The organism is Mesorhizobium sp. B3-2-1, from assembly GCF_006439515.1.
In the GTDB taxonomy this organism is placed as follows: Bacteria; Pseudomonadota; Alphaproteobacteria; order Rhizobiales; family Rhizobiaceae; genus Mesorhizobium.
The window spans coordinates 37014-60235 of sequence record NZ_VFTI01000022.1 but is presented as its reverse complement, the minus strand read 5'-3'; the positions used below and the strand labels follow the sequence as shown (position 1 = coordinate 60235).

Sequence of the window (23222 nt, the reverse complement as noted above, 5' to 3'; positions counted from 1 at the left end):
CCTTAACGGCTTCAATAAATAGTAAAACCGCCTGAACGCGGCCGGTTTCCGGAGCGCGACCGCATGGTCGACAAGGCATTCGGAGACGAAAATGCCGCAAGACATCAGCCATGAACCCGTCATCGCCGTGCTCCTGCCTTGCTACAACGAGGAGCTGACCATCGCCGAGGTGGTGCGGCGGTTCCGCGAGACGCTGCCCGCGGCGACCATCTATGTCTACGACAACAATTCGAAGGATCTGACGGCCCTGCGCGCCCGCGCGGCCGGCGCCATCGTGGTTCGCGAGCCGCGCCAGGGCAAGGGCAATGTGGTGCGGCGCATGTTCGCCGACATCGACGCCGACATCTATGTGATGGCCGACGGCGACGGCACTTATGCGCCCGACGACGCGCCGCAGCTGATCAACACGCTCTTGACCGAGCGGTCCGACATGGTAGTGGGCACCAGGCGTGGTGTCACCGACGATGCCGGCCGCGCCGGGCATGCCTTCGGCAACCGGGTCTTCAACGGCCTCTACAAATGGCTGTTCGGCAGCGATTTCACCGACATCTTCTCCGGCTACCGCGTCTTCACCAGGCGTTTCGTCAAGAGCTTTCCCGCCGTCTCCGGCGGCTTCGAGATCGAGACCGAAATGTCGGTGCACGCCTCGCAGCTCAAATTGCCGGTCAGCGAAATCGCGCTCGACTACGGCCGCCGGCCGGAAGGCTCGTCGTCGAAGCTGTCGACCTTCCGCGACGGCGCCAGGATCCTGTGGATGTTCGCCATGCTGATGAAGGAGACGCAACCGCTGCGCTTCTTCGGCGCCTTTTCGCTGTTCTTCCTGGCTTCGAGCCTGTTCCTGATGGCGCCGGTGCTGGTCGAATTCGCCGAAACCGGCCTCGTTCCGCGCATGCCGACCTGGGTGCTGTCGGTCGGCCTGCTGCTTCTGTCGATGCTGGCGGCGGTGACCGGACTGATCCTCGATTCGGTCTCGCGTGGGCGCGCCGAACAGAAGCGGATCTTCTATCTCTCCATGCCTTCGGGCCGTGTCGAGCGCCGCACGGGCGATGTGGTTCGGAAGCCGGAACGGGGCAAGGCCTCGCGCGCGGCCTGAACGATGCACCGCGTCGTCCGCTTTGTCTTCGCAGGCGGCATCGGTTTCGTCACTGATGCGGCCGCACTCTGGCTGCTGCTCACCGTCACACCGCTCGGGCCGTTCGTCAGCCGCATCCTGTCGATCGGCTTCGCGCTCTGCGTCACCTGGCAGATCAACCGGCACCTGACCTTCTCGCCGTCGAGCAGGGGAATGACAAGGGAAGGCGCCCGCTATGGCGGTGTCGGCGTCGCCACCAGCATCGTCAACTATGCCGTCTACTCGGCCGTCCTGTTCGCGGTGCCGGCAATCTCGCCTCTCGTGGCTCTCGCCATCGCTTCGCTGGTGGCCATGACGCTGTCCTTCCTGGGTTACTCGCGGCTGGTCTTCGACCGTTAGCGGCGTGGCCCGATTGGCAGAAGGCGCCGCGACCCTTATATCGCTGTCAATTCAAAAGTGTTGGAGCGTAGTTTGTGCATCCAAGGGGATGCACGTCGCTCCAATTGCGCTGGGAACCTGCCATGAAGCTGAAAATCGCCGTCCAGATGGACCATGTCTCCACCGTGTCGATCGCCGGCGACACCTCGTTCGCGCTGTCGCTGGAAGCGCAGCGGCGCGGTCATCACTTGTTCCATTACACGCCAGACCAGCTGTCGCTGCGCGACGGCAAGGTGTTTGCCCGCATTGAGGAGATGCAGGTGCGCGACGAGAAGGGCAGCCACTACTCGCTGGGCGAAAAGGTACGCACCGATCTGTCGGAGATGGACGTCATCCTGCTGCGCCAGGACCCGCCCTTCGACATGAACTACATCACCACGACCCACATCCTCGAGCGCGTCCATCCGAAGACGCTGGTCGTCAACGACCCGGCCTGGGTGCGCAACAGCCCGGAAAAGATCTTCGTCACCGAGTTTTCCGACCTGATGCCGGACACGCTGATCACCAAGGATCCGCTCGAGGTCGCCGCCTTCCGCAAGGAATTCGGCGACATCATCGTCAAGCCGCTCTACGGCAATGGCGGCGCCGGCATCTTCCATCTGCTGGAAGGCGACCGCAACCTCGCCTCGCTGCTCGAAATGTTCGGCCAGTTGTTCCGCGAGCCCTATATCGTGCAGCGCTACCTGAAGGATGTGCGCAAGGGCGACAAACGCATCATCCTGATCGACGGCGAGCCGGTCGGCGCCATCAACCGGGTGCCGGCGGAGCACGATTCGCGCTCCAACATGCATGTCGGCGGCCGAGCCGAGAAGACCGAGCTGACCGAACGCGAGCGCGAGATATGCGCCCGCATCGGACCGTCGCTGAGGGAACGCGGCTTCATCCTGGTCGGCATCGACGTGATCGGCGACTACATGACCGAGATCAACGTCACCTCGCCGACCGGCGTGCGCGAAGTGCAACGCTTCGGCGGCGCCGACATCGCCAGTCTTTTCTGGGATTGCGTTGAAGGCAAGCGGCGACTCTAGGCAGCGCCCCGACCTTTGTTTACCGCCTGTTGCTGCGGGCAGCACGACAATGACCCCGCCACGCAGCCGGCTGACCGACCGCGCTATTTCATTTCCGCGCCGCCGTGACCAACGTTCTGATCGCCCAGCGCTTCACGTCACGCGCTTCCGCATCGTCGAGCTGCAAAACATCCTTGCACACCACCATGGCCTCAGGCCCGAGGATGAGCGCAAGCGCCTTCGCAAGCCTGTCGAGGTCCTCCGGGTGGTACCAATCACGTGCCGGCTCGAGCGCCGCCTCGATCAGCGGTGTGCGTCGGTTCTGGCGGGCAGGGAGGTCGCCATCCTCGACGGCTCTGGCCCGGCGCTCGATTGACTGGGCCAGCATTGCACGGAGTGCGGGCTCATTCGCGAGGATCATGTCATGCAGGACCCGGTCGGCGCGCTCAACGCGCGCCACCGGATCAGTCGAGGATTCATGCTCGAACAGTTCTTCCGGCCCGGGCACAGCGATGTCGATGGAGGCTTCCAGGAGCAGCGCGTCGATGCTCGGGAAGTAGCGGTAGGCGGTGGCTCGTGAGACCAGCGCCTCCGCCGCTACATCTTCGAGTGCCGGCTGGCGGCCCTGTTTCATGAGCCGCGTCGCGGCTTCAAGCAGGTCCTTGCGGGTCCGCCGCCGTTGGTTCGGCCGTCCGGCCTTACCCGCTCGGGTCATTGATCAGTCCTGTGGCAGTTGCCGAATGATTGCTGCAAGGTCGAGCCAGACATTTTCCCGCTTGATGTCGCCCTGGCTGTTGAACTCTATGACATGGAGCAGCCGGAACTCCAAAGGACGATTGCGGCCTTCAAGCCCAAAGGGTCGGCCTGGCGCGCGGCCCCGCCATAGTGACTCATCCACGAGGAAGCCATCGCCGTAAAGCCTCTTGACGCAATCGACCGAGCTTTCCGCCAGATCGGAAAACGTCGCCTGGTAGAAGGAGCGGGCAGCATCGCGTCCATGTGAGGGTCCGAAGGGCCAGCCGACAACGTCGTGCTCGACGTCTTCGGACAGGGTCCGCAGCACGCCTTCGACGTTGTCGCTTGCCTCGAAGCCGAAATGCTCGTCAATCTTCCGATCCATGTCCTTGGGGGTAAGCATCATCTTGGTTCTCATTGTTCGCGGGAATGATGCCGCGGCATCGGCGCGGCGGCGGATTAGCAGTCTTACTTCGTGACGAGCTTGTCGCCGGCCAGACGGGCCTCCGGCGACAGGAAATACATGTGAATGTCGTAGTGCGGAATTTCGTAGCCATGGTGGCCGTTTGGCTCGAACCCGATATCGATGTGATTGATGGGAGGCTGCCGCTTGCCGTCAAACCAAGGCACGAGCTTGTTGTGGGAGACGCCTTCGGCGAAATCCTTCTGTGAAATCATATACTCCATGCAGGTGATGTGGCCCTCGATCACACAGTAGATGGGTCCGAAGGGCAGATTGGCCGGGTTCGCCCAATGCTCGCCCATGCCGGGCACATAGGGTGAAATCTGCACCACGCCGGCAGGCAGGACCCGGATTCTCGGCAGTTGACTAAGTTCGGCCTTCAACGATCCGGCAGACGCGCCGCTCGCGGCGCCCATGGCGAGCCCAATTGGCAGCGCCGCTACGAGCAACATTCGAAGGATCGGCCCAGGGGGCGTCCAGCGATGATGTTCAGAGGCATCGGAATGAAATGCTCGGGTCGAAAACATGTGGTGTGATCCCTGGGTGAGATTGAACGATGGGCACCTCATAGTGAGATTTCTGTCTCATTGCAATAATAATCTTATTAGGAGACGATGGTTTTGACATCCCGGGGCACTGGACGCGGGTCGGCCGCGGCAGCTATCGCTCCGGCGAGGGCTGGGGTGTTGGTCTGATCTCACCTGATCGCAGCGTGGCGGACGGACTTCGTTCAGGGCCCGGACAGCTGGTGGCGGGTTCGCACAATGGCTCCCGGCCTCGTGGCGGCCGATGTCCCGCTGATGAATCGCGCCGGGCGGCATGCAGATCGTCGGCCTGCCCGACAAGGCGGTGACCGCGAGCGCGGACAGGCGGCGCTCCAGGCATCGGCGGCGGACCTGCTCAAGGAAGGCAGCCGTTACCACCTGCCGACCGCGCTCGGCCTGGAGCCTAGATCCTACTATGCCTTGGCATACTGCTCGGCACTCATGACTTCGATGCAGACGAAGCGTTCGTTGCCTTCCACCCAGGCGTCGTGGCCCGGCGGTATCGTATAGGATGTGCCTTGCCCGAACGTTTTCTGGGTTCCGTCATCCATTTTGATGGTGATGGTTCCCGAGACGACGTAGCCGACATGCGAAACCTGACAACTGTCGGTCTTGACTACCGGCTTCACGCATTCGGACCATTTCCAGCCCGGCTCCATGTTGAGCCGGCCCAACGTATAGCCGGGAAGGCGCACCACTTCGACGCGCGTCTTGTCCGGCGTGCGAACTTCATCCGGGCTGTTGTGAGACTTGGACGCAAATTTGCTGACTTCCACACCGGCCATGTCATCCTCCCTGTACTCGACGCGGAGCCTGACGTTGCGATTGTCGGAACCGCGACGAATTCATATCCCATTTGGAGCCGGCATACAATTATAAGCAGTTGCTAAAATATATACTGACCGTGCCCGCTCCTCTCCTCTGCGGCGCCGGGTCGAATGGCCTGTTTTCATTTTGTCTTAACCATGTTCCGCTTTCTGCAACCGCATACAAGCGCTGTGCAACCGGGGCGGTTACAGGTTCCGGAGATGTTCCGGGTTTGATCGGGGGGCCAGTGGAACCCTTGCGTGGGGGACAAACCGAGGGCGTGGGGAGGGCTAGCCTTTTCCACGAAATCCCTCCTTTTTGTTCTTGTATTGTTCTTGCCTAGGCCTGAAATCTGTGGTTGTCTTGCGTTGACGTCGCTCGCGGCCTGTTCACAAGGCCCGCGGCGAGCCGGCATCGGGGGCAGAAAATGGTGGCGCGGGTTCGTACGGTCGCTTTCCAGGGCATCGAGGCCGTGCCGGTCGACGTGCAGGTGATGATCGCGCCCGGCAAAGTCAACATGCACATCGTCGGCCTGCCGGACAAGGCGGTGGCCGAGAGCCGCGAACGGGTCCAGGCGGCCCTGCATGCGTCGGGCCTGTCGATGCCGTCGAAGAAAGTAACGATCAATCTGGCGCCCGCCGACCTGCCCAAGGAAGGTAGCCATTACGATCTGCCGATCGCACTCGGGCTGATGGCGGCTCTCGGCGCTATTCCGGGCGACATGCTGGCCGGCTATGTCGTGCTCGGCGAACTGTCGCTCGACGGCACCATTACCGCGGTCGCCGGCGCCTTGCCCGCCGCGATCGGCGCCAATGCCCAGGGCAAGGGCCTGATCTGCCCGTTCGCCTGCGGACCGGAAGCGGCCTGGGCGGGGCGGGAATTCGACATTCTGGCGCCGCGCAGCCTGATTGCCATCGCCAACCATTTCCGCGGCACGCAGGTGCTGTCGCGCCCGGAAGCCGGCATCCACGCCTCGGCGCGCGACCTGCCCGACCTTGCCGACATCAAGGGCCAGGAGACGGCGAAGCGGGCGCTGGAAGTGGCGGCCGCCGGCGGCCACAATCTCCTGATGATCGGTCCGCCCGGTTCCGGCAAATCGATGCTTGCGCAGCGTTTGCCGTCGATCCTGCCGCCGCTGGCGCCGAAGGAATTACTCGAGGTTTCGATGATCGCCTCGGTGGCTGGCGAGCTCGGCGAAGGCAAGCTGACCGACCGGCGGCCATTCCGCGCCCCGCATCATTCGGCCTCGATGGCGGCAATGGTGGGCGGCGGCATACGCGCGCGGCCGGGCGAGGTGTCGCTCGCACATCACGGCGTGCTGTTCCTCGACGAGTTCCCCGAATTCACGCCGCAGACGCTCGATGCGCTGCGCCAGCCGCTCGAGACCGGCGACTGCATGATCGCGCGCGCCAACCACCGCGTCACCTATCCGGCACGCATCCAGCTGGTGGCGGCGATGAACCCGTGCCGCTGCGGCATGGCCGGCGAGCCGGGCTATCGCTGCCTGCGCGGCGAGCGCTGCCGCACCGACTATCAGGCACGCATCTCAGGCCCGCTGCTCGACCGCATCGATCTCAGGATCGAAGCGCCGGCGGTCTCGGCCAGCGACCTGATCCGGCCCGACCGGGCGGAGAAGAGCGCCGAAGTTGCACTCCGCGTCGGCCGCGCGCGCAGCCTCCAGCGCGAGCGCTTCGAACGGCTCGGCGTCAACAGCGCCACCACCAACGCGCATTGCTCTCCCGCGGTCATCGAGGCGATCGCCATGCCGGACGCCGCCGGCCTGTCGCTGCTCAAGGACGCTAGCGAAAAACTTGCCTTTTCCGCAAGGGCCTACCACCGGGTGTTGAAAGTGGCCCGCACGCTGGCCGATCTCGACGCCAGCGAGACGGTTGGGCGCATCCATCTGGCCGAGGCGATTTCTTATCGGATGAGTGCGGAGCGCGTGGCACAGGCGGCGTAGACGCCACCCTCGAATGCACTCGACGATGTGCGTTTCGCGCCGAAGGGTGCCTGCTATGATGGCGCGGGGCTAATCGGGGGCGTGGATGATTTCAGTTTCACCGGCGCGCAGCGCCGAAGATTTCGTGATCATGGCCATGCTCTGCCGCAGGCTTGCGCAATGGGATGTCGACGCGTCCGCACCTCTTGGCGTCTCGGAGGAGGATGTAAGGGCGCTCTTCCAGCCGGAAACCAGCGGCCTTCAACTGGCATCGCAATTCGGCGCGCCGAATGCCGTGGCGTTCGTTGCTCGGTCGGGAACCCTGCCGGCGGGTTGCCTCGCCTTCGACCAGTTCGGCGACGACACGGTGGAGCTTCACAAGTTCTTTGTCGACGCATCCTCCCGCGGGCAGGGTATAGGCCGCGCACTAATGGGTGCCGTGCTGGCGGAAATCGAGAAGGGTCCAGCTCGCACGGTGCTAATCCATACGAGTTTTTACATGAAAAGTGCCGTTGCTGTGTATGAGGCGTTCGGCTTCAGCCCCTGCGCGCCTTTCCGCGAAATCCCGGCGCATGTCAGGCATACTGACGTATTCCTGTCGTGCGCGATCAAAGGCGTGTGAGGACTTTCAGGCTGATCCCTGCCTCTCCCGCGCCTTCAGCTCCAGCCGCCGCTTATGCAGCACCGGCTCCGTATAGCCGTTCGGCTGGCTCGTCCCCTCGAACACCAGGTCGCAGGCGGCCTGGAAGGCGATCGAGCTGTCGAAATCCGGCGCCATCGGCCGGTAGAGCGGATCGCCGACATTCTGCAGGTCGACGATTGCGGCCATGCGCTGCAGTGAATCCCTGACCTGGATTTCCGAGCAGACCTTGTGGCGCAGCCAGTTGGCGATGTGCTGCGAGGAGATGCGCAGCGTGGCGCGGTCTTCCATCAGGCCGACATCGTTGATGTCAGGAACCTTGGAGCAGCCGACGCCCTGGTCGATCCAGCGCACGACATAGCCCAGAATGCCTTGCGCATTGTTGTCGAGCTCGCGCTGGATCTCGTCGGGCGTCCAGTTCGGCCGCACGGCCACCGGCACCGACAATATGTCGTCGAGCCTGGCCTTCGGCCGGCTCTTCAGCGCCGCTTGGACGGCATGCACGTCGACCTTGTGATAGTGCGTGGCGTGCAGCGTCGCCGCCGTCGGCGACGGCACCCAGGCGGTGTTGGCGCCGGCCTTGGGGTGCGCGATCTTCTCGACCAGCATGGCCGCCATCAAATCGGGCATCGCCCACATGCCCTTGCCGATCTGGCCATGGCCGGCGAGCCCGCATTCGAGACCGGTGTCGACATTCCAGGCTTCGTAGGCGGAAATCCAGGCGGCCTGCTTCATGTCGCCCTTGCGGATCATCGGGCCGGCTTCCATCGAGGTGTGGATCTCGTCGCCGGTGCGGTCGAGGAAGCCGGTGTTGATGAACACCACGCGCTCGCGTGCCGCGCGGATCGCCTCCTTGAGGTTGATCGTGGTGCGCCGCTCCTCGTCCATGATGCCCATCTTGATGGTGTTCCGGGCCATGCCGAGCAAAGCTTCGACACGGTCGAAGATCTCGACCGCGAAGGCGACCTCCTCCGGCCCGTGCATCTTCGGCTTCACCACATACATCGAGCCGGCGCGGGAGTTCATCCGCCGCCCCTTCGGCCCGACGTCGTGCAGTGCGATCAGCGCCGTCATCGCGGCGTCCATGATGCCTTCCGGCACCTCGCTGCCGTCGCGGCCCAGGATCGCCGGATTGGTCATGAGGTGGCCGACATTGCGCACCAGCATCAATGAGCGGCCAGGCACGGTCAGCGTGCCGCCGGCAGGCGCGGTGTAGACGCGATCGGGGTTGAGCTTGCGGACGAAACTCTTGCCGCCCTTGCTGATCTCTTCGGCCAGGTCGCCCTTCATCAGGCCGAGCCAGTTGCGGTAGACGACGACCTTATCCTCAGCGTCCACCGCCGCGACCGAATCCTCGCAGTCCTGGATGGTGGTCAGCGCCGATTCCAGGATGACGTCGGCAATGCCTGCCGGATCGGTGCGGCCGATCTGGTTGGCGCGGTCGATCAGGATCTCGACATGCAGCCCGTTTTTCACCAGGAGCACGGCTTGCGGGTTGGCGGCGTCGCCGCGATAGCCGACGAATTGCCTGGGGTCGGCCAGCGTCGTCGAGCCAGCGCCTTCGCCGACCTTCAGCGCGCCGTTCGCGACGGACAACCCGTTGACGCCGGCCCATTTGCCCGTGGTCAGCGGCACCGACTGGTCGAGAAAGTCCTTGGCCCAGGCGATGACCTTGGTACCGCGCGCCGGGTTGAAGCCCTTGCCCTTCTCAGCGCCGTCCGTTTCGGGGATGGCGTCGGTGCCATAGAGCGCGTCATAGAGCGAGCCCCAGCGGGCATTGGCGGCATTCAGCGCATAGCGCGCGTTCATCACCGGCACGACGAGCTGCGGCCCGGCGACGACGGCGATTTCCGGATCGACATTGTCGGTCGAGACGCTGAAGGCCGGCCCTTCCGGAACGAGATAGCCGATCTCCTTTAGGAACGCCTTGTAGGCGTTCATGTCGATGGGCGCGCCATTGTCGCGGTACCAGCCGTCGAGCTTTGCCTGCATGGCGTCGCGTTTTGCCAGCAGCGCCCGGTTCTTGGGCGCGAGATCATGGACGATGACTGAGAACCCGTCCCAGAAGCGCGCCGCTTCGATGCCGGTGCCGGGTAGCGCTTCGTCGACGACGAAGCCATGCAGCTCGCGGGCAATGCGCAATCCGGCGATCTCGATGCGATCGGTCATCAGGCTACTCCAGATGAAAGGCTTTGCGGGCGTTTGGCATGTTTGGGGTTGCGGGGTCAATTCGGCTTAGGATGAAGGTGGGGCATTTTGGCGGTTAGCCAATCTCCCCCCTCGTGGGGGAGATGCCCGGCAGGGCAGAGGGGGGCGCGAAGGATCGCCGACGCTGCCCATCTTGCCGTGGATATGTCATCCCCACCAAAAAGTTGGAGCAAAGGGAGAACGGAGATGCTGGCGGGACAGCGCCCCCCTCTGGCCTGCCGGCCATCTCCCCCACGAGGGGGGAGATCGCTCTTCTTCCTCAAACCGCGATCCTCGGCCTGCCCGAGGCAACCGCCACGACATGCGCTTCGATGAACATGCGCTGCGCTTCGACGGTCGAGACACGAAACTCGGTCGCAACGTCGATCTCGGCGCTGTCGGTGCCGGCATCAAGGGCACGCTGGGCGACGATGGCGCGCACGTCGGCCTCGGCGGCCGCGATCGCCGCCGCCTCGTCGAGGAAATCGCGCACCGTCTCACCCGAGGCAAGCCGGAACAGGCCTTCCTTGGGCTGGCTGACGCGGGCCTCGGCGGACACCCTGACCTGGCCGACGACGGCGCCGAGCGCGTTGGCGACATCGGTATCCCGGGGCACCAAGCACTCATTGCCGACCAAGGGCGCCAGGCCGGCATAGTGCAGGGGGGCCGACGCGCCGAGCCCGATGACCGGCCGGTCGAGCGCGACGCTGAGGCGGGCGATGCCGGGGTGGGCGTCGACGGCGCGCTGGACCAGCGCGTGCGCCACGGTCGCCGCGCCATCGAGCCCGTCCTCGGCAAAGGCGGTTTCCAGGATGTATTCGGCCGACCAGCGCGTCAGCGTCACCAGCACCCGCTCCGAGATCGCTTCCGGCGAGGCAGCGATGGCCTGGCCACGGCCATCGCGCCTGCGGGCGAACAGTTCTGCGCCGAGGCGGGCGGCGGCGGCATCCCAGTTCGCCTGCTTGCCGAGCACATGCGCGGCGTCGGACGGGGTGAAGCCTGAGATATGCACCAGCCCTCGCGAGACCAGCCGGTTCAGCGTGGCGTTCTGGGCGTTCGAGGTCAGCAGCCTGTCGAGGGCGAGCGGCGTCGCGCCGATCGCCTCATAGAGCTTTGTCTCGGGGGCGGTCAGCCCCGCGGCGAGCCGGTCCGGCACGCCGGTGCGGACCGCGAAGCGGCCATCCATGCGGCCGGTGTTGGGGGCGCGCAACTGGCGTTCGAGCTCCGCTGTCACCGCCTCGCCATGCGCCATGCCGGCCAGCGCCAGCGGCACCAGGCGGCGCGGCCCGAGCAGTATCTTCGGGTTGAGCGCGCCATCCTCCAGCGTCACCTCGGAATCGCCGCCAAGGCCGAACGTGCGCATGGCGACCGCCTCGACCATGGTGCGGAAGCCGCCGACGGTGGCGCCTTCCGGATCGAGCCGCGGCCGGCCGCCATCGAGCACGGCGACGTCGGTGGTGGTGCCGCCAATGTCGGACACCACCGCATTGTCGAGCCCGGTCATGTGGCGGGCGCCGACCAGGCTGGCGGCGGGACCCGAGAGGATCGTCTCGATCGGCCGCTGGCGGGCAAACGCCGCCGAAACCAGCGCGCCATCGCCGCGCACCACCATCAAGGGAGCGGCGATGTTGCGCGCCTGAAGGAACCCCTCGGTCGCCGCCACCAGCCGGTCGATCATCGAGATCAGCCTGGCATTGAGCAGCGTGGTGAGCGCCCGGCGCGGGCCGCCGAGCTTGGCCGACAGCTCATGGCTCGATGTGACCGGCAGACCGGTCCTGTCGCGGATCAGTTCGCGGGCGGCGATCTCATGCGCGGGATTGCGGGTGGCGAAATAGGCGCAGACGGCAAAGCCGGACACCGAAACGCCGAGTTCCGGCAGCATCGCCTCCAGTCCGGACAGGTCGAGCTTTGCCGCATTGCCGTGCACATCATGACCGCCCGGACAAAACACCACCGGGTCGGTGCCGAGCGCCGTCTTCAGCCCATCGCGGGCAAGATCGGCCTCGGAGAAGCCGATCATGACCAGCGCCACCCGGCCGCCCTGGCCCTCGACCAGCGCATTGGTGGCAAGCGTCGTCGACATCGAGACCAGCTTGATGTCGGCCGGATTGGTGCCAGCCTTCAGCACCGCATCGACGGCGCCCGAAATGCCGACGGCCAGATCATGCCGCGTGGTCAGCGCCTTGGCCTTGGCCAGCACCTTGCCCTTGTTCGGCCCCTCTTGTGGGCCCTCGGTCTCGGACCACAGCGCGGCATCGGTGTAGGTGCCGCCGGTGTCGATGCCGAGGAAGAGAGGGGCGGGCTTGGATTTGGCGGTCATTGGGTGGATCCGAGGAGTTCTGCTGCCCCGCCCCTTAGCCGATACCGACCGGCCGATAAAGCTATGTGACATGGGCCACGGTGGGATGAGAGATCGATCTCCCCCCTCGTGGGGGAGATGTCCGGCAGGACAGAGGGGGGCGCTGTCCCGCCGACCTCGCCGCAATCACGGCACCATCAGCCAAGCCCGGCCTCGATCACAATATGCTGGCAGACATTATCGATGCTGCGAATGACGTCGTCGTTCCAGAACCGCAGGACAGTCCAACCGTCTTGCTCCAGGGGCAATGTCCTGGCTTCGTCGCCGGTGACTGAGTCCGCATGCTGGGACCCGTCGACTTCGACGACAAGTTTCTTATCCGGGCAAGCGAAGTCGACAATATAACCAGCGATTGGGAATTGTCGGCGGAAACCAAGCCCCATCAGGCGGTGCGCACGAAGCTCGTTCCAGAGCTTCAATTCGGCGGATGTCATGACCTTGCGCATCGATCTGGCGTTCGCGCGATGTCTTGGGGGCAATGGCGTATGAGGCATTGCGATCCTCGCTATTGAAGTCGGCGCTCTACGGCGCCCCCCTCTGTCCTGCCGGACATCTCCCCCACGAGGGGGGAGATTGGCAGCTTTGGCGCCGCCTTACCCGACGAATCCGACCTTCTTATGCGACCCATCGCAGAACGGCTTGTTGGCCGAGTGGCCGCAGCGGCACAGGAAGACCTTCGTGGTGCGGTCGACCGTGTGGCCGGTGCCGGTGACGATCTCGACATTGCCTTCGAGTTTGAGCGGGCCGTTCGCGGTCGGCGTCGCCTTCAGCGGGCCGTTGCGGGTCTCCAGCGCGGGCGCGTCCTTCAGCGCCGGTTCGCCGGTAGCGGCAAAGCCGGCCTTGATATGGCTGTTGTCGCAGAACGGCTTGTTCTGCGAGGCGCCGCAGCGGCAGAGCGTGGCGCGGAAAAACGTCTCGTCGCCAAGCACGATCTCGGCATGCACCGCCAGCGGGCCGTTTTCGCGCAGCCGCACGGTGTTGACCACAGGCGGTTTTTCCTGCGGGCCGCCATCCTTGCGGACATAGGTGATGGCGCCCGAGGGGCAGTTCTCGGCCAGCGCGACGATCTTTTCGACGCTGGCCGCCTCGGGATGGATCCATTGGCCCGGCGCGTTGGGCACGAAGACATGCGGGTCGCCGAGCACGCAATTGCGCGAGTGGATGCAGCGTTTGCCGGAAAATCCGACGTCGATCTTGTCGCTTTCGACCATGCCGGCCATTGGCGTGCTCCCTGTTTGCCTGGAGCACGCCGCCTGAGTGACGCGGCGTGCCTTAGGTGTTTGGGTAGGCTATGGCTCCCAGCAGGAAAACCGTCAAGCTGGCAAACCGGTCAGGGGACCAGCTCGATCTCCTCGGTCTCGCCGCCGCTGCAGGTGTAGCAGCAATCCTCGCATTTTTCCTTGTTGCCGGGGCCGACGCCCCAATAGGTGCCCTCATCGCCATCGACCCAAGCGCCGTAGCAGATCGATTCGCCTTCATTGCAGGAAATCGGCAGCTGCTTGGTCTCGCCGTCGTCGAGATAGAAATCCTTGCCATTGCCCGGCCAGACATAGTCGCGGTCCTGGCTGTAGAGCTCGAGGCGCATGGCATTGGGATGGCTGTTCTTGACGGCGAAGGTGACGTCGCCGGCATGGGCCGACGGCACCAGCAACATGGCGAGAGAAAGCGCGGCCAGCGAGCGGCGCGCATAGGCGTAGAACATGGTAACCCCCTGAATAAGCGGCCCATCTGGCCGCGCCGCAACCATCGCATGCCGTGCTGAATCGCGGAAGTGGGGCTGGTGACTGGATCCCTGACTTAATTTGGGCCCGACGCGCTTATGGCCCACCTTGTCTTACGGCACCAGGTCGATCGTCTCGGTCGTGTGCTCCACGCAGATGAAACAGCAGGTATCGCAGGGCTGGTCGTTGTCTGGCCCGACGCCAGCGGAAATCTTGTCATTGCCGTCGACCCAGGCGCCATAGCAGATGCGTTCGCCCTGATTGCAGGAGATCGGCACCGATTTCTGTGAGCCCGGATCGACGAGGAACACCTTGTCGCTGCCCGGCCAGACGGTCTCGCGGTCGCGGCTGAACAGCTCGACCGCGACCGCCTCCTTGCGCAGGTTCTTGACGAAAAACGCCATGTCGGCGGCCTCCGCCGAATTGGTCAGGACCAGTGCCGCCAGCGCAACCATGCGAAACAGCGTCACCGCCGACCTCCCTCGAATCATCGCGGGCAGACTGGCACGCTCGCCGGCAACTAGGAAGACAGCGGGCCCTGCGCAGTGATCTCACGCCCCAGCCTCACCACTTCGCGCACCAGCAGATCGAGGTCGTCGCGTCGGGTGCGATGGTTGGTGATCGCCACGCGCAGCCAGTGCTCGCCATGCACGGTGGTGTCGGAGAGTGCGGCGATGCCTTGCTCCTGCAGCCGCAGCATGATCTCGGTGTTGAGCGCCTTCGGTGCTTCGCCCGCCAAACTGGGCTGGTAGCGGAAGCAGACGATGTTGATGGTCGGCGCCGCCGCCAGCTCCAGCGAAGGCTCGGCCTCGATCAGGCCGGCCAGATAGGAGACCTGCGCGATGTTCTGGTCGATCAGGCGGCCGAATTTTTCGACGCCATGTTCCTTCAGCGCCATCCACACTTTCAGCGCGCGAAAGCCGCGCGACGTCTGCAGGCCGTAATCGTGCAGCCATTCGCCGGAGGCGAGGCCGCGCGGCATCGATTCCAGATATTCCGGCGTCACCGCGAAGGTCCGGCGGTGCGCTGCGGCATCCCTGACCAGCGCGCAGCCGACCTCGAAGGGTGCATGCAGCCATTTGTGCGGATCGAGCGCGATCGAATCGGCCCATTCGATGCCGGCAACGCGGTGGGCGTTTTGCGGCGCGATCGCAATCAGCGCGCCGATGCAACCATCGACATGGAACCACATGCCTTCCTCGTGAGCGAGTTTGGCAAGCGCCCTGAGATCATCGATCGCCCCGGTGTTCACCGTACCGGCATTGCCGATAACGCAGGCCGGCGTGAAGCCGGCAGCCCGGTCCTCGGCGATCGCCGCGCGCAGGGCCGCTATGTCGATGCGCAGCCCGGCATCCGTCGGGATGCGGCGCAGCGCACGGTTGCCGAGCCCAAGCGCTTCCATCGCCTTGCGGTGGCAGGAATGGATCTGGTCCGAGCCGTAGAAGCGCAGCGGCTTCTCGATGGCGGCAACGCCGTGCTCGCGCACGTCGATGCCGGCCTTGACGTTGCGCGCCACGGTCAGCCCGATGATGTTGGCCATCGAGCCGCCGCTAACCAGCGTTCCGCTGGCGGAGGCCGGAAAGCCCAGCATCTCCTTGCACCAGTTCACCACCTGGCTGTCCATCAGCCCGGCGGCGTGGTTGCCGCCGCCGAGGTTGGAGCCCTGGATCGCCGCGAGGAAATCGCCGAGCGCGCCGGTGAAGTTGCTCGACCCCATGTACCAGGACCAGAAGCGCGGATGGATGTTGCCCATTGGATAGGACATCACCGTGCGGGAGACCTCGCCGTAGACATCGGCCAGCGGCGCCGGCGCACGCGGCAGGGGTGCCGCGAAAAACGCTCGCACGTCCACGGGCATTTCCCGCCATACCGGGCGGTCGCGCACGTCGCGCAAATAATCGACGGCATCGTCGACGACCCGGCGCGACAGGGCCTGGACATCAGCCCAGTCGGCGGGGTCAAGCGTTTCTTCGGTTGCGACGCCGAGGGTTTCCTGCGCGATGTCCATGACTGCCTCCGTCAAGCCGCCGGGAATTGGCAGCCAGGCGTCGAGCGCGACAGCGCCAGCTCGTCGGCGTCCATCTCGGCCTCGATGCCGTCGAACAGCGGCGTCGACATGTAGCGCTCGCCAGTGTCGGGCAGCATGCACAGGATTACCGATCCCGCGGGCGCCTTCTCTGCGACCTGCCGCGCAACGGCGAAGGTGGCGCCGCCGGAAATGCCGGTGAAAATACCTTCCTTCTGGGCCAAAGCCCTGGCACATTTGATGCCCTCGGGCCCGGCGATCGGCACCACCTCGTCATAGAGGCTGGCATCGATCGCCTCCTGCAGGACGTTGGGGATGAAATCCGGCGTCCAGCCCTGGATCGGGTGCGGCTCGAAGGCCGGATGGCTGGCGGCGGGGGCGCCATCGGCCCCGCGCTGCTGCGCCTTGCCGCTGCCGATCAGTTGCGCATTGGCCGGCTCGGAGAGCACGATGCGGGTGTCGGGCCGTTCACGGCGCAAGACGCGCGCAACGCCGACGACGGTGCCGCCGGTGCCATAGCCGGTGACGAAGCAGTCGAGCCGCGATCCGGCGAAATCATTGATGATTTCGCGCGCGGTCGTCGCCTCGTGGATGGCGGCATTGGCGGCCGTCTCGAACTGGCGGGCAAGGAACCAGCCATTGGCCTCGGCCAGCTCGACCGCCTTCTTGTACATGCCGAAACCCTTTTCGGCGCGTGGCGTCAGCACCACCTTGGCGCCGAGCATGCGCATCAGCTTGCGGCGCTCGACCGAAAAGCTGTCGGCCATGGTGACGACCAGCGGATAGTTCTTTTGCGCGCAGACCATGGCGAGGCCGATCCCGGTGTTGCCGCTGGTCGCCTCGACCACGGTCTGGCCCGGCTTCAGCGCGCCGCTGCGCTCGCCCTCCTCGATGATGTTGAGCGCCAGCCGGTCCTTCACCGAGGCGCCCGGATTGAAGAACTCGGCCTTGACGTAGATGGTCGCATGGGCCGGTGCGAGATTGTTGATGCGCACCGCCGGCGTGTCGCCGACCGTGTCCAGAATGCTGTCGAACAGGTGGCCGCGCCCGGCGGTGGTCCTGATTCTTTGTTTGTTCAACATCGTTGATCTCCTCCATCGTGTTCATCTTCACAGGCCGGTTACAAACCGCCGGCCTGGGCGGCGAGGTTTCGAGACCTTGTCGCGCTAGGGCTGACATGCCGGCGATGCGGCATTGACCGCGGCCGGCGCGAAATTTGCCGCCGGATGCGCCGTGTCGTGTTTGGTGATAAAGCAAGGGCCGACAGGCCAGCGTGGGAGCAGGCGTGGAAACGGACGTGGAAACCGCACCATCGAGGCAGGACGGCGGCATGCCGTGCCTGTCCGTGCGGCTGCTCGGACCGCTGACGGTCACGCGCAACGGCGCGCCGATGGCGCTGCCGGCGTCGCGCAAGCTGCGGGCGCTGCTGGCCTATCTCGTGCTGGCGCCGCACCCGGTGGGGCGCAGCCGCCTGTGCGAACTTCTGTGGGATGTGCCCAACGATCCGCGAGGTGAGCTGCGCTGGTGCCTGAGCAAGTTGCGCGGCGCTCTCGACACGCCGGACCGGCGCCATGTCCGCACGCAGGACGATACGGTCGCGCTCGATCTCGGCGGCTGCCTTGTCGATGCCCTGGAGATCAGCCGTGCCGCCGCGCACGGGATCGACACGCTCGATGCGGAGCGGTTGCGAACCCTGGCAAAACTCTTCGCCGGCGATTTTCTCGACGGGCTGGAGCTCGAACGCAATCCGCACTTCAACAGCTGGCTGATCGGCCAGCGCCGCCGCTTCCGGTCCGTCCATGCAGCGGTGTTGGAACGGCTCGTCGCGAGCCTGCCCGCGGACTGCGACGAGGGCATCGCGCATCTCGACAGGTGGGTGGAACTCGCGCCTTTCGACGAGCGCGCGCATACGACGCTGCTGGCGAGCCTCGCCCGGCGCGGCGAGATCGCCGCGGCCGAGAGGCATCTGGCGGTGGCGGCACAATTGTTCCAGTCGGAAGACCTGGATTTCGCGCCGCTGCGGGCAGCATGGCGCATGATCCGTGACCCGCAGGCGCAGCCGGCCTGCCAGTCCACGGCATCGCAATTGACGTCATCGCCAGACCTGCTCGACCTTGGTCGACCCGACCCTGGTCCGGTCGAGCCGAGCCATGCTTCGCTGGCGGTGATGCCGTTCGTCGATGAATCCGGCCTGCGCGGCGGGCTGGCCGACGGCCTCACCCACGACATCATCACCCGCCTCGCCAAGCTGCGGGATTTCTTCGTCATCGCGCGCGGATCGGTGTTCGCGCTGGCCGACAAGGGCATCGCGCCCGAGGAGGCAGGCCGCCGGCTGAAAGTCGACTATGTCGCCACCGGCACGGTGCGCAGCATGGCCAGTCGCCTGATCGTCAGCGTCGAACTCGTCGAGGTGCGTACCGCCAGGATCGTCTGGGCCGAGACCTTCGAGCGCCGTCCGGACGACATTTTTGCCGTGCTCGACGACATCGGCGACAGCATCGTGTCGTCGATCTCGGTGGAGATCGAGACGGTCGAGCGCAACCGCGCCCTGCTGAAGGCACCCAACTCGCTCAATGCCTGGGAGGCCTATCATCGCGGCCTCTGGCACATGTACCGCTTCACCCAGGCCGAGAACGAAACGGCGCGGCATTTCTTCACCAGGGCCTTGCAGCTCGATCCGACCTTCGCCCGCGCCTATGCCGGCCTGTCCTTCACCCATTGGCAGAACGCCTTCCAGCGCTGGGGCGACCGCGACCGGGAAAGCGCGCTGGCCTTCGAGAGCGCCGGCCAGAGCCTGCTGGTCGACGACCACAATCCGGCCGCGCACTGGGCAATGGGGCGGGCGCTGTGGCTGCGCGGCGAACAGGAGGGCTCACTAGGCGAACTGGAACAGGCGGTGAAACTCAGCCCCAATTTCGCGCTCGGCCATTACGCGCTGTCCTTCGTCCATTCGCAGTCGGGCGACCCGCGGGCAGCAATCGGCTCCTCCGACCATTCGCGCCATCTCAGCCCCTTCGATCCGCTGCTGTTCGGCATGCTGGGGGCGCGGGCCATGGCGCATGTCCGGCTCGGCCAGTTCGAGGAGGCTGCCGTATGGGCACTGAAGGCGGCGGCGCGGCCGAACGCGCACACCATCATCCTGGCGATCGCGGCACATTGCCTGGCGCTGGCAGGACGGCTCGACGAGGCGCGCGGCTTTGCCGCCGCCATCCGCAAGACGTTGCCGGACTACCGCGCCGACGATTTCATCGGCACTTTCCGCTTCGAGCCCGACGCCGAAGTGTTGTTCCGGCAGGGCGCCAGGCGGATCGGGTTGGGCTGATTTCAGGCTTGAACGCCTGCGTTAACGAAGTCGGAAGGAGTTGCTTAACCGTTGACGGCTATGTGACCTCGGGGGGTCCATGGCAAAGTGAGTATGATGAGCGACAGCCCCGACAAGCGCAGCAGCGAATGGCGCGCCATTCTTCATATACAGGCCCGTATCGCCGTGCTGTTCGTTCCGGTCGTGGCCAGCCTGCTGCTCATCGCCGCCCTTGCCGGCAACGATCGCAAATCCGTTCCGGATGTCGACAGGACCGTTACCGGGTCGGTACGATAAATCAGGCCGAACCCGCTTTTCTCCGGGCTGCTCGATAGCTCAGTAGAAGCGGGGGATCGGGCCGCGCTGCGGGGTCGTGCGGTCGCCGAGGTCGAGAAAGATCTCGTCGACATAACACCAGCCCCAGCCTTCCGGCGGATCATAGCCCTCGATCACGGGATGGCTGGTGGCATGAAAATGTTTGGTCGCGTGGCGGTTGGGTGAGTCGTCGCAGCAGCCGACATGACCGCAGGTGCGGCAGAGCCGCAGATGCACCCACCAGGAGCCGCTCTTCAGGCACTCCTCGCAGCCGAGCGCGCTCGGCGTCACGTCCTTGATGCCAGCCGCGTGTCTGCACTCGTCAGCCATCACACTCTCCCGACAGGTTGAGCGGCGTCGGCACGGCTGCCTTCCCGCGCAAGAAATGCATGCAACGCCGCCACCACCTGGGCGCCTTCGCCGACGGCAGCCGCGACGCGTTTGACCGAGCCGGAGCGCACGTCGCCGATGGCGAACACGCCGCTGCGGCTCGTCTCCATCACGCCATGCGCCGATGCTGTGTCCGAGCCGGTGCGGATGAAACCCCTGGCGTCCAGCGCCACGTCGGATTGGACGAGCCAATCGGTATTCGGGTCGGCGCCGATGAACAGGAAGAGATGGCGGATCGGCCGCGTCGTCGAGGCGCCGGTCGAGCGGTCGCGCCAGCGGACCGTGGCAAGATTGCCTTCCTCGCCGTCCAGCGCCTCGATCTCGGTGCCGGTCAGCACCTCGATGTTCGGCTGCGCCCTGATGCGCTCGACGAGGTAACGCGACATCGAGGCTTCGAGACTGCCGCCACGCGCCAGCAGCGCCACTTTCCCGACATGGCTGGCCAGGAAGACGGCCGCCTGGCCGGCCGAATTGCCGGCGCCGACCAGCGCCACTTCCTGGCCGCCGCAAAGCCGTGCTTCGATGGGCGAGGCCCAATAATGCACGCATGTGCCCTCGAACTCGGCGAGGTTGGCGACATCGAGGCGGCGATAGCGCGCGCCGCTGGCGATCACCACCGAGCGCGTGCGCACCCTCTCGCCGTCGCCGACCGCAAGCTTGTAGCGCGCGCCGTCGGTGGCGGCGCCGAGCAGCTTCACCTCGTCGGGGATGACCATCTCGACGCCGAATTTCTGCGCCTGGTTGTAGGCGCGTGCCATCAGCGCCATGCCGGTAATGCCCGTGGGGAAGCCGAGATAATTCTCGATGCGCGCGGAAGCGCCGGCCTGGCCGCCGAAGGCCCGGCAATCGAGCACGATGGTCGACAGCCCTTCGGACGCCGCATAGACCGCCGCCGCCAGCCCGGCCGGTCCGGAGCCGACGATGGCGACGTCATAGACCTTGCTGGCGTCGACCGGCCGCAGCAGGCCGATGCAGCGGGCGAGGTCTTTCTCCGCGGGATTGAGCAGCAGCCTGCCATTCGGGCAAAGTACGACCGGCAAATGGTGCGGATCGACATGGAAGTGCTCGAACAGGGTTTTTGCACAAGGATCGGTTTTTGAATCGAGCACGCGGTGGGGCTGGCCGCTGCGGGCGAGAAAGCCCTGCAGGCGAAGGACGTCGCCATTGTCGGCCGGTCCGACGATGATGGGGCCGATCGTGCCGCTCTCGAGCAGCCCGACGCGGCGCAAAATCAGCGCCCGCATGATGCGCTCGCCGAGATTGGCCTCCTGCACCATCAGGTCGCGCAGCCTCTGCGAGGAGATGACGAACGCTTCGACCGCCTCGGCCGCCTGCGCATTGACCAGCGAGGGACGGGCCGAAAGCTGCGCCAGTTCACCGACGAAGCTGCCGGGACCATGCGTGACGAGCGTCTCGCGCCGGCCAAATTTGCCATCCTGGGTGATGTCGACCTTGCCCGACAGGACGACGATCAGCCCCGGGGACACATCGCCGGCCTCGAAAATGTGCTCGCCGGCGGCATAGGCGCTGGCCTCGCCGAATCGGCGCATGCGATCGATGTCCGCCTCGGCCAGCGTTGGAAACGCCTGGTCGCGGCGGGCGCCGAAGATCGCGGTGCTGGATTGAGACATGGCAGCGAGCGTAGCGAAGCGGGAGCGCGGTTTGAAGCGGTTTGTTCGCGGACTAGCCGGGAGGGGAGGTTGGGCCAGTCACCACGCCGTCGCTCCGGGATGACCAGGGCCGGCCCACTTGAGAATTTCGAAACTCAGGGTTCGCCGCCCAGAGGAATGATCGCCTTGGGCTGCCGCTGCCTCTCAGGAGCCAGCCGCTTCCGGCAACATACGCTTGAGCACATCGTCCTTGCGGATGAAATGATGCCACAGCGCCGCCGCCGCATGCAGTCCGGCAAGGATGAGGATCAGATTGGCGCAGAGGCTGTGCAGCTCCCTTACGAATCGGGCCGCGTCGCGGTCGGGAGAAACCGGCGCCGGGACGGTGAAGAGGCCAAAGAAGCTCAACGCATCGCCCCTGTACCACGTCAACACGATGCCAAGAACCGGTATGGCCACGAGCAGTGCGTAAAGCACCAGATGCGCGACCTTGGCCGTCCAGCGTTCCAGCTCTGACATTTGCCGCGGCAGCCCCGGGGTTCCCAATGTCAGGCGCAGGCCGATGCGGACAACGATCAGCACGAACAACAGCATCCCAAACGAAATATGAAGCCACCAGACGAGCGCACGGCCGGGGTCGCCGCGGGGAAAAAGCTCCTCAACATAGGTCAAGCCATAAAGACCGATAACCAGCACGAACACGGCCCAGTGCATGGCCTTTTGCGCGCTTGTGTAGGTGGGATTCATGCGAAGCATCCAGTTTTGAATGTTTCTAAACTACGCGCGATCATGTCAAAGCTTTGTCGGGACAGTGGTCCTTTTTGGTCGCGCCGGGCCGGACACGATGCGTCCTTTCGGGAGGCGCCGGGAGATGAGGCACTGAGCGGTAGCCGAACCGGCGCATGCGACGATCAAATGATGGCCGCGGTAATAGGCTGCGGCACCGGCCGGGACGGATCGGTCAGCCGCCTTCCGAAAGCGCACGGAGGTCGGCAATTGGCGAAGCTACTAGATCGCGGAAGTCAGGGCCGAGAGGCTAGAGCCGGATGATTTCAGGTCGAGTCGACCTGAAATCTGAATCCGTCTCTAAATCAAAAAGAGATAGAGCATGATGTTGTCCGAAAACCGCTTCGCACTTTTCGACATCATGCTCTAGTAACGATGCGGCCGCAGCTTCAACACGAGACCGACAACCAGGCCGACAAGAAAGCCGAGTGGCCCGGTTATGAATATTCCGAGCAGCGGCCCCTGGTTTGCCTCGAGCGTAAGGACAATCGGCCCTACGAAGCCGGCAAGGAACCCGATAACCCCCAAGATCGCTCCCCACTTGAGCATCCGTGCCCCCTATCGCCAGTCGGTCGATTGCAGCAGCTTTATAGTGCCGAAACAAGCCGTTAGATCAGCACCAGCCTGCGCGACGCCGAGGACAATAAGCAGCGGGGCGTGGGCTCGTGCTGATGCCGCGTGGACGAGACAATCGCTTGGCCCAACGGGATGCGCGCTTGGGGCCCGCCGTGCGGCCTTTGACATCAGGGGGGCTCGCCGGGCGAAACAGTGCTTGAGGGAGCCAATACGCTTCATGGGTCGGACAAGCCAGAAACACACCCACGAGCGTGAACTCAACGAATTGAATTGGCCTATCTAATTGATCCCGTTGGTAGTCGGGA

At 65.0% G+C, this 23222-nt stretch carries 22 protein-coding genes; 7 read left to right on the top strand and 15 right to left on the bottom strand.

Annotated elements, in window-relative coordinates:
• The first annotated feature begins 91 nt into the window (after positions 1-91).
• The 3 genes from FJW08_RS21810 to gshB all read left to right on the top strand — a co-directional run bounded on the left by FJW08_RS21810 (position 92) and on the right by gshB (position 2538).
• The gene (locus FJW08_RS21810; protein WP_140812230.1) at positions 92-1093 is read left to right on the top strand and encodes a glycosyltransferase; all 1002 of its coding nucleotides are present in this window, start codon (positions 92-94) and stop codon (positions 1091-1093) included.
• A 3-nt stretch (positions 1094-1096) separates the two neighbouring features.
• Positions 1097-1471: a GtrA family protein gene (locus FJW08_RS21805; RefSeq protein WP_140812229.1), complete on the top strand. Its 375-nt coding sequence runs from the start codon at positions 1097-1099 to the stop codon at positions 1469-1471.
• A gap of 122 nt (positions 1472-1593) precedes the next feature.
• Positions 1594-2538, top strand: a complete 945-nt coding sequence (gene gshB / locus FJW08_RS21800) for a glutathione synthase (RefSeq protein WP_140812228.1) — start codon at positions 1594-1596, stop codon at positions 2536-2538.
• Positions 2539-2626: 88 nt separating this feature from the next.
• Here gshB and FJW08_RS21795 read toward each other — a convergent pair whose 3' ends face one another.
• The 4 genes from FJW08_RS21795 to FJW08_RS21780 form a co-directional block, all read right to left on the bottom strand.
• Positions 2627-3232 carry a TetR/AcrR family transcriptional regulator gene (locus FJW08_RS21795; protein ID WP_140760317.1) on the bottom strand — a complete coding sequence of 202 codons (606 nt, stop codon included), beginning with the start codon at positions 3230-3232 and terminating at the stop codon, positions 2627-2629.
• A gap of 3 nt (positions 3233-3235) precedes the next feature.
• Positions 3236-3658 (bottom strand): ester cyclase, encoded by a 423-nt coding sequence (locus FJW08_RS21790; RefSeq protein ID WP_140812227.1) that lies wholly within the window; start codon positions 3656-3658, stop codon positions 3236-3238.
• Positions 3659-3720: 62 nt separating this feature from the next.
• The gene (locus FJW08_RS21785; protein ID WP_210241206.1) at positions 3721-4167 is read right to left on the bottom strand and encodes a hypothetical protein; all 447 of its coding nucleotides are present in this window, start codon (positions 4165-4167) and stop codon (positions 3721-3723) included.
• 506 nt (positions 4168-4673) lie between these two features.
• Positions 4674-5045 (bottom strand): cupin domain-containing protein, encoded by a 372-nt coding sequence (locus FJW08_RS21780; protein ID WP_140812226.1) that lies wholly within the window; start codon positions 5043-5045, stop codon positions 4674-4676.
• Between the two features lie 449 nt (positions 5046-5494).
• On the opposite strand from FJW08_RS21780, the gene FJW08_RS21775 reads away from it, so the two are divergent.
• Complete coding sequence (locus tag FJW08_RS21775) at positions 5495-7027, top strand: YifB family Mg chelatase-like AAA ATPase (protein ID WP_140812225.1); 1533 nt, start codon at positions 5495-5497, stop codon at positions 7025-7027.
• Positions 7028-7157: 130 nt separating this feature from the next.
• A complete protein-coding gene (locus tag FJW08_RS21770) occupies positions 7158-7628 on the top strand; it encodes a GNAT family N-acetyltransferase (protein ID WP_246682489.1) in 471 nt (156 codons plus the stop codon).
• Between the two features lie 6 nt (positions 7629-7634).
• Here FJW08_RS21770 and FJW08_RS21765 read toward each other — a convergent pair whose 3' ends face one another.
• The 8 genes from FJW08_RS21765 to FJW08_RS21725 form a co-directional block, all read right to left on the bottom strand.
• Positions 7635-9815 (bottom strand): malate synthase G, encoded by a 2181-nt coding sequence (locus tag FJW08_RS21765; RefSeq protein ID WP_140812224.1) that lies wholly within the window; start codon positions 9813-9815, stop codon positions 7635-7637.
• Between the two features lie 298 nt (positions 9816-10113).
• A complete protein-coding gene (locus FJW08_RS21755; protein WP_140812223.1) occupies positions 10114-12153 on the bottom strand; it encodes a hydantoinase/oxoprolinase family protein in 2040 nt (679 codons plus the stop codon).
• A 176-nt stretch (positions 12154-12329) separates the two neighbouring features.
• Positions 12330-12686, bottom strand: coding sequence for a DUF559 domain-containing protein (locus FJW08_RS21750; RefSeq protein WP_140812222.1), 357 nt, complete (start codon positions 12684-12686; stop codon positions 12330-12332).
• Positions 12687-12785: 99 nt separating this feature from the next.
• Complete coding sequence (locus FJW08_RS21745) at positions 12786-13412, bottom strand: CDGSH iron-sulfur domain-containing protein (protein WP_140812221.1); 627 nt, start codon at positions 13410-13412, stop codon at positions 12786-12788.
• Between the two features lie 110 nt (positions 13413-13522).
• Positions 13523-13894, bottom strand: a complete 372-nt coding sequence (locus tag FJW08_RS21740) for a hypothetical protein (RefSeq protein WP_140812220.1) — start codon at positions 13892-13894, stop codon at positions 13523-13525.
• A 132-nt stretch (positions 13895-14026) separates the two neighbouring features.
• Positions 14027-14383, bottom strand: a complete 357-nt coding sequence (locus FJW08_RS21735; protein WP_140760298.1) for a hypothetical protein — start codon at positions 14381-14383, stop codon at positions 14027-14029.
• A gap of 50 nt (positions 14384-14433) precedes the next feature.
• Positions 14434-15921 (bottom strand): aspartate aminotransferase family protein, encoded by a 1488-nt coding sequence (locus FJW08_RS21730; RefSeq protein WP_140812219.1) that lies wholly within the window; start codon positions 15919-15921, stop codon positions 14434-14436.
• Positions 15922-15932: 11 nt separating this feature from the next.
• Complete coding sequence (locus tag FJW08_RS21725) at positions 15933-17021, bottom strand: pyridoxal-phosphate dependent enzyme (protein ID WP_140812218.1); 1089 nt, start codon at positions 17019-17021, stop codon at positions 15933-15935.
• A 248-nt stretch (positions 17022-17269) separates the two neighbouring features.
• On the opposite strand from FJW08_RS21725, the gene FJW08_RS21720 reads away from it, so the two are divergent.
• Positions 17270-19261 (top strand): BTAD domain-containing putative transcriptional regulator, encoded by a 1992-nt coding sequence (locus FJW08_RS21720; RefSeq protein WP_140812265.1) that lies wholly within the window; start codon positions 17270-17272, stop codon positions 19259-19261.
• 93 nt (positions 19262-19354) lie between these two features.
• Complete coding sequence (locus tag FJW08_RS21715) at positions 19355-19537, top strand: hypothetical protein (RefSeq protein WP_140760428.1); 183 nt, start codon at positions 19355-19357, stop codon at positions 19535-19537.
• A 39-nt stretch (positions 19538-19576) separates the two neighbouring features.
• On the opposite strand, the gene FJW08_RS21710 is transcribed toward FJW08_RS21715, so the two are convergent.
• From FJW08_RS21710 to FJW08_RS21700, 3 genes are all read right to left on the bottom strand, one after another.
• Complete coding sequence (locus FJW08_RS21710) at positions 19577-19885, bottom strand: UBP-type zinc finger domain-containing protein (RefSeq protein WP_140812217.1); 309 nt, start codon at positions 19883-19885, stop codon at positions 19577-19579.
• Positions 19885-21576, bottom strand: coding sequence for an FAD-dependent oxidoreductase (locus FJW08_RS21705; protein ID WP_140812216.1), 1692 nt, complete (start codon positions 21574-21576; stop codon positions 19885-19887). The genes FJW08_RS21710 and FJW08_RS21705 overlap by 1 nt, the downstream gene beginning before the upstream one ends.
• A gap of 183 nt (positions 21577-21759) precedes the next feature.
• Complete coding sequence (locus FJW08_RS21700) at positions 21760-22302, bottom strand: cytochrome b (protein ID WP_140812215.1); 543 nt, start codon at positions 22300-22302, stop codon at positions 21760-21762.
• Positions 22303-23222: the final 920 nt, after the last annotated feature.